Source organism: Oxyplasma meridianum, from assembly GCF_038024865.1.
Lineage (GTDB): Archaea > Thermoplasmatota > Thermoplasmata > Thermoplasmatales > Thermoplasmataceae > Oxyplasma > Oxyplasma meridianum.
In genome coordinates, this window is the sequence record NZ_CP133772.1 from 62,357 (window position 1) to 77,262 (window position 14,906).

Annotated in this window: 17 protein-coding genes; 14 read left to right on the plus strand and 3 right to left on the minus strand. The window is 39.8% G+C overall.

Translation table 11 applies throughout. The features are described 5' to 3' along the window. Positions 1-58: 58 nt before the first annotated feature. The 9 genes from OXIME_RS00340 to OXIME_RS00380 all read left to right on the plus strand — a co-directional run bounded on the left by OXIME_RS00340 (position 59) and on the right by OXIME_RS00380 (position 5,722). A complete protein-coding gene (locus tag OXIME_RS00340) occupies positions 59-442 on the plus strand; it encodes an ArsR/SmtB family transcription factor (RefSeq protein WP_393971510.1) in 384 nt (127 codons plus the stop codon). A gap of 3 nt (positions 443-445) precedes the next feature. Further along, a complete protein-coding gene (locus OXIME_RS00345) occupies positions 446-868 on the plus strand; it encodes a low molecular weight phosphatase family protein (protein WP_393971511.1) in 423 nt (140 codons plus the stop codon). 56 nt (positions 869-924) lie between these two features. After that, complete coding sequence (gene arsB, locus OXIME_RS00350) at positions 925-2,181, plus strand: arsenical efflux pump membrane protein ArsB (protein WP_393972225.1); 1,257 nt, start codon at positions 925-927, stop codon at positions 2,179-2,181. A 79-nt stretch (positions 2,182-2,260) separates the two neighbouring features. Next, positions 2,261-2,665 (plus strand): molybdenum cofactor biosynthesis protein MoaE, encoded by a 405-nt coding sequence (locus OXIME_RS00355; protein ID WP_393971512.1) that lies wholly within the window; start codon positions 2,261-2,263, stop codon positions 2,663-2,665. A gap of 89 nt (positions 2,666-2,754) precedes the next feature. Further along, a complete protein-coding gene (moaA, locus tag OXIME_RS00360; RefSeq protein WP_393971513.1) occupies positions 2,755-3,738 on the plus strand; it encodes a GTP 3',8-cyclase MoaA in 984 nt (327 codons plus the stop codon). Further along, positions 3,686-3,931 (plus strand): MoaD/ThiS family protein, encoded by a 246-nt coding sequence (locus OXIME_RS00365; RefSeq protein ID WP_393971514.1) that lies wholly within the window; start codon positions 3,686-3,688, stop codon positions 3,929-3,931. The genes moaA and OXIME_RS00365 overlap by 53 nt, the downstream gene beginning before the upstream one ends. A gap of 2 nt (positions 3,932-3,933) precedes the next feature. After that, complete coding sequence (moaC, locus tag OXIME_RS00370; RefSeq protein ID WP_393971515.1) at positions 3,934-4,377, plus strand: cyclic pyranopterin monophosphate synthase MoaC; 444 nt, start codon at positions 3,934-3,936, stop codon at positions 4,375-4,377. Further along, positions 4,377-4,862: a MogA/MoaB family molybdenum cofactor biosynthesis protein gene (locus OXIME_RS00375; RefSeq protein WP_393971516.1), complete on the plus strand. Its 486-nt coding sequence runs from the start codon at positions 4,377-4,379 to the stop codon at positions 4,860-4,862. The genes moaC and OXIME_RS00375 overlap by 1 nt, the downstream gene beginning before the upstream one ends. Before the next feature lie 281 nt (positions 4,863-5,143). Next, complete coding sequence (locus OXIME_RS00380) at positions 5,144-5,722, plus strand: hypothetical protein (protein WP_393971517.1); 579 nt, start codon at positions 5,144-5,146, stop codon at positions 5,720-5,722. Between the two features lie 689 nt (positions 5,723-6,411). Here OXIME_RS00380 and OXIME_RS00385 read toward each other — a convergent pair. Further along, entirely contained in the window at positions 6,412-6,966 is a 555-nt protein-coding gene (locus OXIME_RS00385; protein ID WP_393971518.1) for a molybdenum cofactor guanylyltransferase, read from the minus strand. Between the two features lie 480 nt (positions 6,967-7,446). Between OXIME_RS00385 and fdhF the strand changes: the two genes are divergently transcribed. The 5 genes from fdhF to OXIME_RS00410 all read left to right on the plus strand — a co-directional run bounded on the left by fdhF (position 7,447) and on the right by OXIME_RS00410 (position 13,645). After that, positions 7,447-10,389: a formate dehydrogenase subunit alpha gene (gene fdhF, locus OXIME_RS00390; RefSeq protein WP_393971519.1), complete on the plus strand. Its 2,943-nt coding sequence runs from the start codon at positions 7,447-7,449 to the stop codon at positions 10,387-10,389. Between the two features lie 4 nt (positions 10,390-10,393). Then, positions 10,394-10,807, plus strand: coding sequence for a DUF1641 domain-containing protein (locus tag OXIME_RS00395; RefSeq protein ID WP_393971520.1), 414 nt, complete (start codon positions 10,394-10,396; stop codon positions 10,805-10,807). Beyond that, entirely contained in the window at positions 10,788-11,636 is an 849-nt protein-coding gene (fdhD, locus tag OXIME_RS00400) for a formate dehydrogenase accessory sulfurtransferase FdhD (RefSeq protein WP_393971521.1), read from the plus strand. The genes OXIME_RS00395 and fdhD overlap by 20 nt, the downstream gene beginning before the upstream one ends. A gap of 168 nt (positions 11,637-11,804) precedes the next feature. After that, positions 11,805-12,164, plus strand: a complete 360-nt coding sequence (locus tag OXIME_RS00405; RefSeq protein WP_393971522.1) for a hypothetical protein — start codon at positions 11,805-11,807, stop codon at positions 12,162-12,164. A 122-nt stretch (positions 12,165-12,286) separates the two neighbouring features. After that, complete coding sequence (locus OXIME_RS00410; protein WP_393971523.1) at positions 12,287-13,645, plus strand: MFS transporter; 1,359 nt, start codon at positions 12,287-12,289, stop codon at positions 13,643-13,645. Here OXIME_RS00410 and sepF read toward each other — a convergent pair. Both sepF and OXIME_RS00420 read right to left on the minus strand, forming a co-directional pair. After that, a complete protein-coding gene (gene sepF / locus OXIME_RS00415; RefSeq protein ID WP_393971524.1) occupies positions 13,629-14,000 on the minus strand; it encodes a cell division protein SepF in 372 nt (123 codons plus the stop codon). The two genes, OXIME_RS00410 and sepF, sit on opposite strands and share 17 nt — an antisense overlap. Before the next feature lie 76 nt (positions 14,001-14,076). Then, positions 14,077-14,421 (minus strand): hypothetical protein, encoded by a 345-nt coding sequence (locus OXIME_RS00420; protein WP_393971525.1) that lies wholly within the window; start codon positions 14,419-14,421, stop codon positions 14,077-14,079. Positions 14,422-14,906: the final 485 nt, after the last annotated feature.

The following is a 14,906-nucleotide window of genomic DNA, read 5'->3' on the forward strand; positions in this document are numbered from 1 at the left end:
TACAAATCAGTATATCCAGATATATAAATATTTAATTATAAGAAATCAATCACACTTCATGCATAATTCCACAGAACAGTTACTTGATCATATTCTTCAGGCTGGTATATGTTCCAAGGCGGACTTAGAGGGATCAAGCAAACTTCTCAGAACATTTGAAGATCCTGTTAAGGAAGATGAAATAAGAAACACTGAAAAGAAGATTAAAGCTCTTTCAGACGCAACAAGATTGAAGATATTTCTTCTCATCCTGAGAGGGGAGAAGTGCGTCTGTGAAATTGAATATCTTTTTAAAATACCGCAGTCAACAGTATCCAGGAACCTGGGTATACTGGAGAATTCCGGTCTAATCAGGAAGAGAAAAAAAGGGAAATGGGTATATTACAGCATCAATGACAGCAATTTTGGAGATTTCATGAAAAGAACCTGTGGAGTTGAATAATACTTGAAAGAGAAAAATTATCTTTTTGTATGCGTGGAAAATGCAGGAAGGAGCAAAATGGCTGAGGCATTTGCAAGGCATATTGGCATGAACGCGAAGAGTGCAGGAACCATCCCATCATCCTCTGTGAACAGCATGGTTGCCCAGGCTATGAAAGAAAGGGGAATTGATCTCACGGACTCCAGGCCTGTGATGCTTGACGATAATTTGATAAACTGGGCAGACATGGTTATAATAATGGGTTGCTCACTGCAGGATGCATGTCCTGCACCGGTTCTCGCTGCCATGCAAAAAAAAATCGTGGACTGGAATATCCCTGATCCAAAAGGAAAGACCATGGATGAGGTGAGATCAATCAGAGATACCATAGAGAAAAAGGTCCTACAACTTGCTGGTGAAGTAGCCCAGATTAATAGGAAGAAATAATTTAAGGGCTGAATATTCTGTTTAACCCGGGAATACTGTTTCCAGTTTCCATAATAATCTTTGCGGCAACACTTGTGCTGGTTCTTAAAAGGCCTAAAAACATTGGAATAGGATACGTTGCCATAGCCGGTGCTGTTGTGAGTCTTGCACTGGGGACAATTGATCTGGAAAGTGTTCTAATTGTATGGGGAATAGTTTGGAATGCAACATTCACATTCATCGCAATAATAATCATATCCATTCTTTTTGATGAGGCTGGAGTATTCAAGTATGCAGCTCTGAAGATTGCAAGGTTCGCAGGAGGCAACGGCGTCAAACTGTTTCTTTCAATAATCATTCTGGGTTCAGCTATTTCGGCCATTTTCGCAAATGACGGAACCGCGCTTATTCTCACTCCCATCGTCTATGAAATACTCACCAGTCTTAAATTTCCCAAAAAGACAGTGATCCCATTCATAATGGCAACAGGGTTCATAGCAGATTCTGCAAGCCTTCCCCTGCCGGTAAGCAATCTTGTAAACATTGTCAGCACCACCTATTTCAAAATTAGCTTCAACAGCTATGCCAGAGAGATGATCATCCCAGATCTGGTATCAATAGCTGCGTCCATCCTGATCCTTTGGCTTTACTACAGAAAATCAATTCCCTCCAAATATGAGGCGGAAGACCTGGAGGATCCATGGAAAGCTGTTAGAGAACCGCATATATTCAAAATAGCGCTTCCAACAATAATAGTGCTCATTGCTGCCTACTCAATCGGCGGTTATTATAACGTACCCATTGCATTTGTGGCTATGTCTGCTGCCATGCTGGTTCTCCTGCTTTCCCACTTCAGATCCAATATAGATCTCTTTAAGGTTATCAGGGAAGCTCCGTGGCAGATTGTCCTGTTTTCCTTTGGCATGTATCTTGTTGTTTTTGGGCTTGGAAGGGAGGGATTTACATTTCTCATATCGGTTCTGCTGATTCACATATCCGCACTGCCAGGTCCCCTGAAAATTATACTGTCAGGATACCTGTTTTCAACCATGGCGGCCGGAATGAACAACCTACCTTCCGTTATGCAAGGGGCGCTGAGCATAGCAGCAATCCACGGCGGGTCGTCACTCATTTACTCCAATGTGATCGGAAACGACATTGGGCCAAAATTTACACCCATTGGATCACTGGCCACTCTCCTATGGTTATATGCCCTGAACAGGAAAAAAGGGGTCACAATCACTTATGCATATTATATGAAAGTTGGGTTTATAATTGCACTTCCGGTGCTGACACTGACTCTTCTCTCGCTTTGGGTGGAAACGGCGATTTGAGTCAATTTCGCATAAAACTCATGGGCAAATTAATTAACTATATACACAGTATGAATCATGTTAAAGGTCTGGTGGTAATTTGAAATGCTCGGTCCAGAGAAAAAAAATTGATGTCAATGAATTGATAGAAAACACAAGAAATCCAGAGGCTGGGGCTATAGTTATTTTTCTTGGAACTGTCAGGAAGAATTCAGAAGAAAAGGAGATTCAGTGGCTTTTTTATGAGGCATATGAGGAGATGGTAGTTGAAGAGCTGGACAGGATCGTAAAAGAGGCAACTAAAAATTATCAAATAACTGATGTCAATCTTGTGCACAGGCTTGGAAGGCTGGGCATCAAAGAAGACAGTGTGGCAATATGCGTGTCTTCCCCACACAGGAAAGAGGCTTTCACGGCATGCCAGTTCATAATCGATGAGATTAAGACACGTGCGCCTATATGGAAAATGGATATCACTGCACAGGGAGAAAAGGAGTGGCATTAATTCTCTTTCAACTTTGTAAACCTCGAAGCTTATTATGTTGATCTTTTCAGTCACACAAAGGTTATTAAGGATTCTAAAATAGTTGTATTATGATTACTGATGATTACGGCCGACCTGTAACAAGCATGAGGATACAGGTGAATACAACCTGTAATTTCAAGTGCTTCTTCTGCCATATGGAAGGGACGGGCGTTCACTCAGAGAAAATGACACCTGATGAGATAGAAAGAATTGTTGAAATTGGCCACAAGATGGGTGTCAACAAGATAAAATTCACCGGAGGGGAACCTCTTCTCAGGAATGATATTGTGGAAATAGTGAGGAGGACAAGAAAGCACATAGATGGCGACATATCCATGACCACAAACGGTTTCATGCTCCCTGTTTATGCAGAGGCATTGAAGGCTGCAGGACTGGATCGGGTCAATATATCATTTCACTCTCTTGAGAGAGAAAGTTTCCAGTTCATAACAGGCACTGATTCCATGGATAAGGTCATAGAGGGTATAAAGGCAGCAAAAAAAGCCCATTTTGATCCCATAAAGCTGAATTTTGTTGTTTTGAAGGGTGTAAACGAAGACCAGGTTCAGAGGCTTGTAAACATCTCTGCAATACTCGGGGTGAGGGTTCAGTTCATAGAGTATGAAACAACAAGAGAGGGGATAAATTCAGAAGATTTTCAGAGATATCATATTGATCTCAATCCTTTTGAGAATGAGATCAGCAAAAGTGCTGTGGAGATAAAACATAATATACTGCATAACAGGCCAAGATATATTGTCCAAACAGAGAATGGCTATGCAGACGTGGAATTTGTAAAGCCCATGATGAATTCTGATTTCTGCAACCACTGCACAAGAATAAGGGTAACATCCACCGGCCTTCTGAAACCATGCCTTATGAGAAGTGACAACTACATAGATATACTCAAGGAAATTAAAAATGAAAATTCAGAGGAAAAGCTTACAGATATATACCTTAAAGCTGTAAGGAGCAGGGAACCATACTGGAAGGAGAATTATGAAAATAGTGGTAAGGTACTTCGCACTGTTCAGGGATATAACGGGAACTGATCAGGAAACTTTTGTTATTGAAGAGAGTGCACCTGTTTCTTATCTTCTTGAAACAATAAGAAAAAAATACGCTGATTTTGAGAGGACAAAAAGGGATATACTGGTTTCAGTCAACAGGAACTTTGCAACTCATGAATTCAAACTGAAGGACGGGGATGAGGTTGCCATTTTCCCGCCAGTGAGCGGTGGTTAATTTTGATCGACATCGGCGAAAAAGAAATTGTGAGAAGAACTGCAACGGCATCAGGTTTTATTAAGCTCAAAAGGGAGACTCTGGATGCAATCAAAAAAGGAGAAGTGAAGAAGGGGGACGTTCTGAGCACGGCCAGATCTGCCGGAATAATGGCAGCAAAGCACACTCCGGACACAATACCTTTCTGCCACATTATTGCACTGGAGCATGCAGATTCAAAATTCACCATTGAAGAAGAGGGTGTGAAATGCACATGCGTAGTTTCTGCCAGGTATAAAACAGGTGTGGAGATGGAGGCTTTGAATTGTGTGTCTGCCTCTCTACTCACAATATGGGATATGGTGAAGTATATGGAAAAGGACAGTAAGGGTCAGTATCCCCACACACAATTAAGCAGTATTATGGTGGAGATGAAAGAGAAAACGCCACTTTCCGGTGAAGAGTGATGGTCCATAAGGACATTCATATAAAGGACCTCTCCTATCTTCTGGTTACAGTCTCCACAACAAGAACTTTTGAAAACGATGAAACAGGGAAACTGATGCAGAGTCTTTTTGAAGCAAAAGGCAGGAAATGCAAAAGATCTATAGTCAGGGACGACATGGCGGAGATCCTTAAGGCTTTCACAGACAACTTCAGAGAATTTGATGTTTTTGTCTACTCAGGAGGCACAGGTCTCACAGAGTATGATATGACCGCCAATGTGATGAGAAAACAGTGCGATCGGGAGATTAAGGGATTTGGCGAGACCTTCAGGAGGCTGAGTTATGAAATGTCTGGGCCTCTTACAATCCTTTCAGATGCATCTCTCTTCATCATCAATAAAAAATTGGTTTATGTTGTTCCAGGTTCACCTGATGCCCAGAAGATCGCAAATGATCTAATCCTTTCAATTTCCGATCATGCTTATTCCGAAATGCACCGAAAATAAAGGAATAAGTGTTAAGTGATCTGGAGTTCATCAAGATATGGGCTGCAAAACGAAAAACCAATTTATTGAGGCATTTAAGAGTTATAAAGAGTAAAGCATCTGATCTAACCCGAAGTTCAGAAGATTATAGCTGATTTTTAGAAATGGGAAGACCAGATCACTTGGAAAATAGAAAAGATCACAAAAAAGATCTATGAATAATCCTGTGGAAAAAATGCCTCACAAAACTATCATGTCGCTTTAAATAGCTAAATTAAAATATTTCTATAGATTATAACCTTATGAGTGGAGCATTACCACCTTTGGCAATAGGATTCTTCGGCCTCGGGACAGGTTATTTTATCTATGGAGGATGGGAATTCTTTAGGATACCGCGGGAAATGAGCGATAAGGTAAGCAAGGTTCTTGGTCAATGGGGGGTCTGGATGCCCGGATTTATGCAGTTTCTTGCCGGAACATATCTGTTTCTGGGGTTGACTGTATTTAATGCTTTTCAGGGGAGTCCAGTTCTGTATATGGCGGCTACAGCCTTTACTGCATACGGTGTTCACTGGTTTGCGCTTGGTATCAACAGGTACTATGGTGGAGATACTACGGTAGATGGGTATATGGCTATTGCCTTCCTGTGGATCTCCATAACAGGAGCTTTCGTATTCTTCAAGGCTGGTGACATACCTGTTGGAATCCTTTTCGTTCTTCTGGCGTTAGTGTACATATCTGACATACCAGCCAGCCTGCTGAAATCTGCCAGCTGGACAAGGATAAAGGGATTCTGGCACCTAGTCACTGGAACATGGCTCATGTACCTTATGTTTGCAGCAGTGACGACATTTGCTCTAGGAATGTCACTACCACTGTAATCTATTTTTTTTTAATTATTCTTTTTTTGTTATAAAATTCAGATAAGTTATTGTAATTCCGCTTATATCTGTTGTGGAAAATTTTATTATAGAAGAGAAAATTAGAAAAGCCAATTATGATCTCGGGATTGATTATTTGGCATTAATATAGATGGGAAAACAGGATGGAGGAATGAAGTAAAACTAAAAAATGAAGCACTGATTATTCCGTTTGTCAATTTAAAAGCCTCCTTTATTGCCATTCTAAAATGTCTACAGGTTTGTTTCAACTATTCCTCTTTAATTTAGGTCATCATTACATGCGATGAAAGTATTTTTGTAATATTTGATCAACGGGTCATAAGACATCCCAGAATGATATATTCCAAATGCCAATTAAGGGTATCAAGTGGTCGCGAACATCACCAAGGATGGCATAAAAAAAGATCCTACATGAATAATAAATGTTTTGCCTTCATCACCTGCTTGGGGCAATCTGTGGCTGTTAATGTTTGATATCTTGGATAATTTAAAAAGTGTCCTCCTCTGAATATTTTTCAAGTTGCCCTTAACAAATGATTAAAGCAGCTTTAATCTAAGAATATTTCCATCTGGTTGAACAAAATTTTCATTATCTTGTAATCAGCCTATGTCGACCTATTTTATAAAGAGATACTTTCCTTCTATGTATTGAATAATGGCACAAAATTTCAGAGAAGATTTTCAACTTCCATAAGGTCCTCGGGGTAATTCACATTGAAGAAACAATACTCCATTTCCTTTGTCTGAGGTATATCTATTGTCTCAAAATCTGAATTGAGTATAAACTCACGGAGGCTTTTTTTCCCGGAATTTATGTAAGTTTTTAAATCCTGAACTATGGTTCTGTTGTAAATAGCCATCATGGGCTCAATTTTGCCATTTTTCCAGCGGGGCACAACTGGTCTTCCATTATATACTTCGCACATTTTCCTGATGAATTCAGGCGAGACTAGGGGCATGTCTCCCGCGAAGGCCATAAAATCCATCTCCTCTTCAAGGGCAAATAAGAGGGAATTGATGAGTGTACCATTTGTGGTATCATTAATAATTCTGGCATTTTTTGTTGTCAGGTATCTGTCCTTTGAAATCACAATAACTTCATTAAAGCAACCGGAAAGCCTTATCTTTTCAAGTTCATAGTCAATGATCTGCTTGCCTCTGACAAGAAACCTGTGTTTTCCAGGAAATCGTTCACTCATCTTTACAAAAACAGTAGCTTTCATTCCACATGAGAATCTCATAGTTCCTTTTATGGTTTGCAAAAAAACTTAACCGTTCTCACCCAAAGTGGTTTCATATCTATAAGATAACTAAATTAATCATGGTATAATAGAAATCTCTATCCGTATATATGAATGAAGTATTAGATTACTCAACATATGTATGTTTTTCAAATCTACGGACAAACCTGAAATTTCTCATCATTAAACCTGGAATATAAAAAAGAACAGTTTTCCTTAGCATCTATTGTATCCATACATTCTATTTGAAGCAGAAGATTTGATTGAAAAATATGTCATGAAACTTCAATTGGATAATTTAATTGTAGCATCCTGTCACTTAAATCTTATTTATGGTATTTAATAAATATTTTCCTTCCAAAATAAGGCATAACAAAATCTAAATACAATAATCTACTGGTTTATTAGTTGAATCCTGTAGCTTTGCAGCATTTTGTCTGTAAATATTGAAGGTGGATTTCTATGGATGAAAATAATGTGCAAGTGAATATAGATGGAAAGGACTACTCGATAAATAAAAATGTTAACTTTTTAAAATTTCTGGAATTAAACAACATCAAAGTGCCTCATGTCTGTTACCAAGAGAATCTTGGACCCATAGAGACTTGTGATGTCTGCATCGTGGAGGCAGAAGGGAGGCTTACAAGATCATGCTCACTGAAACCTGTGGATGGAATGAAAATAGTTACCGATTCAAGAAGAGTAAAAGAGGCACAGATTGAGGCAACCAACGTTATTCTTAAAAATCATGATCTTTACTGCACAATATGCGAGAACAACAACGGAGACTGCGATCTCCACAATACGGTGCTTTCACTTAAAATGGACATTCAGAAATATCCATTTAAAGAAAAACCCTACAAAGTCGATGAAACAAATCCATTCTACAGATACGACCCAAACCAGTGCATACTGTGTGGAAGGTGTGTGGAGGCATGTCAGGAAGTTCAGGTTAACGAAACACTTTCAATAGATTGGAACAGGGAAATTCCAAGAGTCATATGGGACAACGATGTTCCCATAAACGATTCATCCTGTGTATCTTGCGGACACTGTGTAACAGTCTGCCCGGTAAATGCACTGATGGAGAAGCCTATGCTGGGGGAGGCTGGCTTCTTCACATCATTTTCTGACAACACGAAACAGATGATGATAAAGTCTGTAAAGTCTCTGGAGCCTTTCATTGGAATGGGTCCCATAATGGGAATAAGCAACATAGAATCAAAACTGAGAGAATCACAGATCAAGAAGACAAAGACAGTATGTACATTCTGTGGAGTGGGGTGTTCCTTCGAAATGTGGACGAAGGGGAGAAAGATACTGAAGGTACAGCCTTCGCCAGAATCTCCCGCAAATGGAATATCAACCTGTATAAAGGGTAAATTCGGCTGGGACTTTGTAAACAGCAAAGAGAGACTTACCACTCCCCTGATAAGGGAGAATGGGAAATTCAGAAAGGCAACATGGGAGGAGGCCTTATCTAAAGTTGCATCCAGACTCACAGAGATTAAAGAAAAATATGGCGGAGATTCTCTAATGTTTATTGCATCATCAAAGGGGACAAATGAGGAGAGCTATCTCGTTCAGAAGATGGCAAGGCAGATATTTCATACAAACAATGTTGACAACAGTTCAAGATTCTGCCAGGCCCCAGCCACTACAGGTCTCTGGAGAACAGTAGGATATGGAGGGGATTCAGGATCAATGAGGGATATTTATGAATCTAAACTCATCCTTATTGTGGGATCCAATACTGCAGAATCCCATCCTGTCATTGCCACCAGGGTGAAGAGGGCACACAAGATGAATGGCCAGAAACTGATTGTTGCTGATCTTAGAAAACACGAAATGGCAAACAGGGCAGACATCTTCCTGCATCCTGCGCCGGGAACTGATCTTGTATGGATATCTGCAATAACAAAATATATAATAGACAATAAATGGCACGACACTAAATTTATAGAAGAAAAAGTTAACAATTTTGAGGCGTATTACAGGAGTCTTGACAGATTCACTATGGAATTTGCCGAAAAGACAACTGGAATAAAGAAGGATTTACTCATTAAGGTTGCAGAAACCATTCATCAGTCTCCGACAATGTGTATACTTTGGGCTATGGGTGTCACCCAGCAGGACTATGGGAGCGATACATCCACTGCCATATCAAATCTCCTTCTTGTCACAGGGAATTATGGCAAGCCGGGCTGCGGTTCATACCCTCTAAGGGGGCATAACAATGTGCAGGGGGCAAGCGATTTCGGTGCAATGAATGCTTATTTCCCCGGTTACCAGAGAGTTGATAACGATTCCGCAAGAAAAAAATTCGAAATAGCATGGAACACCCAACTTCCTTCAAAACCAGGTTTCGACAACAACACATGCCTGGAGGCAGTGAAAAATGGCAACATCAAAGGGATGTATGTAATAGGGGAAGAACTTGTTGAAACTGGATCTGATTCCAACTTCATCAGAAAGAGACTTGAAGAATTGGATTTTCTAGTTGTGGAAGATTTATTCCTCTCTGAAACTGCCAGTTATGCAGACGTTGTTCTTCCTGCAGCCGCAAGCCTGGAAAAGGAGGGGACATTTGACAATACAGAAAGAAGGATTCAGAGACTTTACAAAGTGTTTGAACCAGTGGAGGGAAGCAGACCGGACTGGGAGATTGTTCAGGATATTGCAAGGCTTGCTGGGGCAGACTGGAATTATAAACATCCATCAGAGATTATGTTGGAAGCCGCATCGCTTGCGCCAATATTCCAGCATGTATCATATGACAGACTTGAGGGTTTTAAATCTCTCCAGTGGCCAATGAATGAAGACGGCACAGATACACCTATCCTTTACCTCAAAGATTTTCATTTCCCGGACGGAAAGGCTTTTCTCTATCCTCTTGAATGGAGGCCCATGGTTACAGTGGAGGCAGAATTTGACCTGCACCTGAATAACGGCAGGATTCTTGAGCACTTCCATGAAGGCAATGAAACCTACAAGAGCCCTGGGATTTCTGAGAAAGTTCCATCTTCCTTTTTGGAGGTTTCACCTGAACTTGCTAGGGAGAGAGGCATTGAGACAGGAGACTATGTAAGGGTGACCTCAAAGTACGGTTCAGTAAAGAAAAGGGTTCTTGTTACTGACAGGGTCTCAGGCAAAGAACTATACATGCCAATGAATGCAATAGGGGATGAGGGAGTTAACATACTTACGGGAAGAACTATGGATCCAGATTCGCATACTCCCTCATACAAGGACCTTTACGTAAAGATAGAAAAACTAAAAGACAAAGGGACAGGTTCTCCTCTTCCCAGAACAAATCCGAGATTTGGGCACCCAAATCCCCAGGATGGGGTGGCAGTAGAGAAGAAATGGCAAAGGAAAGATTATAAACAAATTGTGGAGGACTGATTAAATGGCCAAACAGTTAAACTACGTTCAGGAAGATGAGAAATTTGTTTCAGATTCAGCAAAGGAAAAGGATAAAACTGAATACGAAACAACAATGCTTTTCATCAGGTCACTGATGGAACATAGAGAAGCAGTATTCTCAGTACTCACAGAAATTATGCAGACAGAAAAAAACCAGAATCTGGTGAACAATTTTGGAAGCATATACAAATTTCTTTCTAACATGGATTCCAGTTGGCTTTCAGAAACACTGGAAAGATCTGCATCAAAGATTAAGGAAATCCCTGATACTGACAGAAATGTTACAGGGATGATGGGACTTCTCAAAATAATAAAAGATCCTGAAATAAACACGGGATTGAAAGTTGCCCTGAAACTGCTTTCCGTGCTGGCGCCCCATGGTGAAGATGAGAAGTAATTTTTTTAATGAAAATGGTATATTTAGGCCTGGTAAAGTATCCATAACAAAGTTTTCGGAAGGCGTATTCCTGGAATCAGAAGATTCCATAACTGCAGAGGAGCCCCTTGAAATAATGATATGCAGCGGCAAATCCAAAAAATGTTCCAGGTTTGCTGTCACAATGAGGACTCCTGGGGAAGATGAATATCTTGCTGCAGGTCTCCTCTATACGGAGGGAATAATTAACAGTCTATCTGATTTTGATACTCAAAAATTCAGAAAAATTGAATCAAATATACTGGAAGTGTGGCTTTCCAGAATATCTTTTGAACTGAATGGTGATAGATTTTTCCCTTCATATTCCAGCTGTGGATTGTGTGGTAAAACAAGCATAGATCAGGTTTTTATAAAGGGAGCCAGAATTCAGCACAGCTTCAATTCTGTGACGCCCAACCTGATTCTCTCCCTTCCAGGCAAGATGCATTCAAGCCAGAAAATGTTTACCGAAACCGGCGGGATACACGGTGCAGCCCTTTTCAATGAAGATGGAACAATGATTGCCACTTCAGAGGACGTTGGAAGGCATAATGCAGTTGATAAAGTCATTGGGAAATCTCTCCTGGAAGGCAATCTGGAAAAATGCCACATATTGCAGATAAGTGGAAGATCGGGATTCGAAATAGTTCAGAAAGCCGCAATAGCCGGTATACCAGTGGTAAGTTCGGTTTCTGCGCCATCTAGCCTTGCTGTGGAGACAGCGGAAACTTTCGGAATCACACTAATATGTTTTGTGAGAGAGAACAGATTCAATATCTATACTCACAAAAACAGGGTATCCAGAATATGAACCCAATAACCATGCTTGTTAGGAAAAAAAAAGTTTTCCCCGCTTCATCTATGTTAAGGGTTAGAAGGTATTCTCATAACTTTGAATTTCTACTTAACTATTTATTCTATATAAATTAAATTCGAATAGTTTAGATATATAATTGACATTATTAACCGGTGAGGCAACATGAGGATGATATGTGATGCCTGCGGAGGTAAAGGATGGGTCAAGGATAAAGATGACCACCTTGACGTTTGCGAAAAGTGCTGGGGACTCGGTTACATTGAAGTATCTCAGTTAAACCTGGAAAATCGGGAAACCAAGGAAGAGATAAATCGGAGGAAAAAATCCACTTATGTTGTCATAGGGTTTCTAGCGGCATATTATGCATCTATTTTGGCAATATCTCGGATAATTTCATTGAATGTTTTCGTTTATTTTACTTTGATACTTGTTGGCTATTACCTTAGCTCTGCAATGGGGCGTCTCTACTATAACCATACACGGGGAAACAAGCCTAAGGATGGAGAGAAAAAAACACTGTAAAGGAAATTGATCAAAGTAATGAACGGGTCATTTCAGATCTAAAATTTTCACTTTCGGTCTTCAGCATAAAGAAAATTAAATAGTTCGTCTGACATTGCTTGGAAATTTGGTGGATCGGATCCATGGGGAGCTCAGTTGGTAATGTGAATACGGCTGTTGTGAAAAAGGCCAAACCCAAGTACCTATGGTTTCTGAGTTATCTTCTGTCCAATATCTCTGGGGGGTTGACATCGCCGCTGATTCCTCTTTTCGTTGTAATATATCTTCACTCAAATGTTGAATTTGTAGGCATCGCATCTTCAATATCTTCGTCTGCATCTGTTCCTGCACTCATATTCTGGGGAAATCTTTCGGATTCCCTGGGCAAGAGGAAGATATTCATTGTTATAGGTTTCATAGGTTCTTTCTTCGCACTTCTTCTGGTAATTTTTGCACATATGCTCTGGACATACATCGGTATGCTGGTAATCTTCCAGATTGTGGCAATGGCAGCCACACCGGTTTCAACACTTCTGATTTTGGAAAATTCAGAGGAGAAAGAATGGCCCACGGTCATGGCCAGATTCAATACCGTTTCTTATATCGGTCTTGTTATTGGGCTTTTGGCAGGCACAGTCATCATAACAGTTTTTGCCTCATTCACAATGATTATACTCCCGCTTTTTTATGTCATTTCAGCTTTTGTCTATCTCTCGGCGGGAATCACTGCCCTGATAATCCTTCCAGAATCCATAAGAAAGCTGAGAAGATCCAGGCTGAACAATATATATTCTTTCAGGATGGTTGAAAGGCTTAGGTATTTCCCCTCAAATGTGATACATATTTTCAAGTTCAAAAACATGAAGAGGGGGAAGCCTCTACTTCCAAGAACAAGGAACTACATTTTTCTGACGTGTATTCTTATGTTAGGTTTCCAGCTTTTTTTTGTCCCATTTCCGGTTTATTTAATAGATAAGCTGAAGGCATCGGAGATGGAAATATTCATAATGTATCTGTTGAACAATATATTCTCTACAATTGCATTCAAGTTTGCTGGGGCATCAGTAAGGGTCATGGGACTCAGGGCCACCATATCATTCTCTCTTCTGTCCAGAATAACCATAATATCAATTGCATCGGTTCTTACCTTTCTTGTACTGCCAATTGGTCCGTTGCTATATATCTCAATATTTCTCTACGGTTTCATGGGATTTTTCTGGAGTTTCATAAGCATAGCCTGGGTCACATCAATTTCAAAGCTGGCCCTTCCGGAAAACAGGGGGAAAGCAATCGGTCTCTACAACTCATTTCTTGGAATTGGGCAGATAGCTGGATCAGCTATTTCTGGATTTGTTGCCTTGGAAATAGGGTATGGTTTCGATTTTATTACTGCTGCTATAGTTATAGTTGTTGGAGGATTCCTGATCTCAGTATTTCAACTCCATACGCCAGAACTTGGGAAGGGATATGAAACTGGAAAATCACTCAGTAAGGTGCCCTGATACGGTTCCTGTCAATTACAATTCCCTTGGGAGTTATTGCAATTATATTTTTACCCAAACCAGCAACATCGCCATTAGCTTCCCTTCCAATTGCTTTGACCTCCTCGATCACCCTTCTCATGAGTAAGTCATCATTTGAAATGTTGCTGCAGTCAAGCAGAACTATGTTGCCTCCATAAACATGGTCAGTTATCCGCCTTACGTCCTCAAAGCGGTAAATTTCTGCAACCTTAAGGGTCGTTGTTACGTCCGGTTTTTCATCTGAAAACCTGAAATTATTCAGATCAATAAACTTTCTTCCTTCGATTTTTCCTCGATCAGAACCCGATTGCGATTTTTTTCTCAGAAGAGCCATTTATTATTCTTTGAAACATATTTATAATAGATATAAACTTTTTTTATCTGATCTATTGTAAATAATTAAACAGGGATCAGAATGTTATGATCTTGTAACCCTGTTCTGCATATCTGGTAATGGTATCTGATACGTCTTCCAGTCTTATTCCTATCTTTGCTATGTCCTCAGTAACATTTTTTGCAGCAGCATATCCGTTGCAGGCAATTTGAATAACATTCAGATCAGTAAGCATATGCATCAGGTTGTCCACATCCGGATCATGTTCTGCAAGCGCCTCTTCACTTGGACCGAAAAATACCACTTTAACATCATCAGCCAGTTTTTTCCTGGAAACATTCTTTGCAAAATTTAGGCCTACAATCATTTTACCCTTCTGATCAAGTCCAGACAGTATAATTATAAGGTATTTTTCTAGCATAATTCAACTATACCTAAACGTAATTTATAGTTTATTATACTGTTTTACCGAAGAATTTCATACACATTAAGAAAAGAATTTAAATTAGAAATTCCATTTATCTATTTGAAGGAAGGTATTTAGGCATCTGGGAAAAACTTTAAAAAGATGTGCTTCAGGAAAAAGGTTGGTTTTATCTTATCAAATTATATTGCGGATTGATTATTTTCAAGCCTTCATATCCATCTCTTCAAAGTCTTATATGGTACCTCCCTACAAAGAGATAGGATAAAAATCCTTTTCTACATCAGCTAGCTTATTCTGGCTTATACGGTAATGGTTTTTTTTCTCTGAATATCATTGAACACCACCTTCTAGACTGCCATAACCTGAAGTCGCATCCTTAGGAATTTAATGTGTAAGATATAAATGTATCAATCAGAAAGATGGAATCTTAGGGCAATCTTGACATAAATTTTTCAGGTCATAATAACAATTCCTAAAAT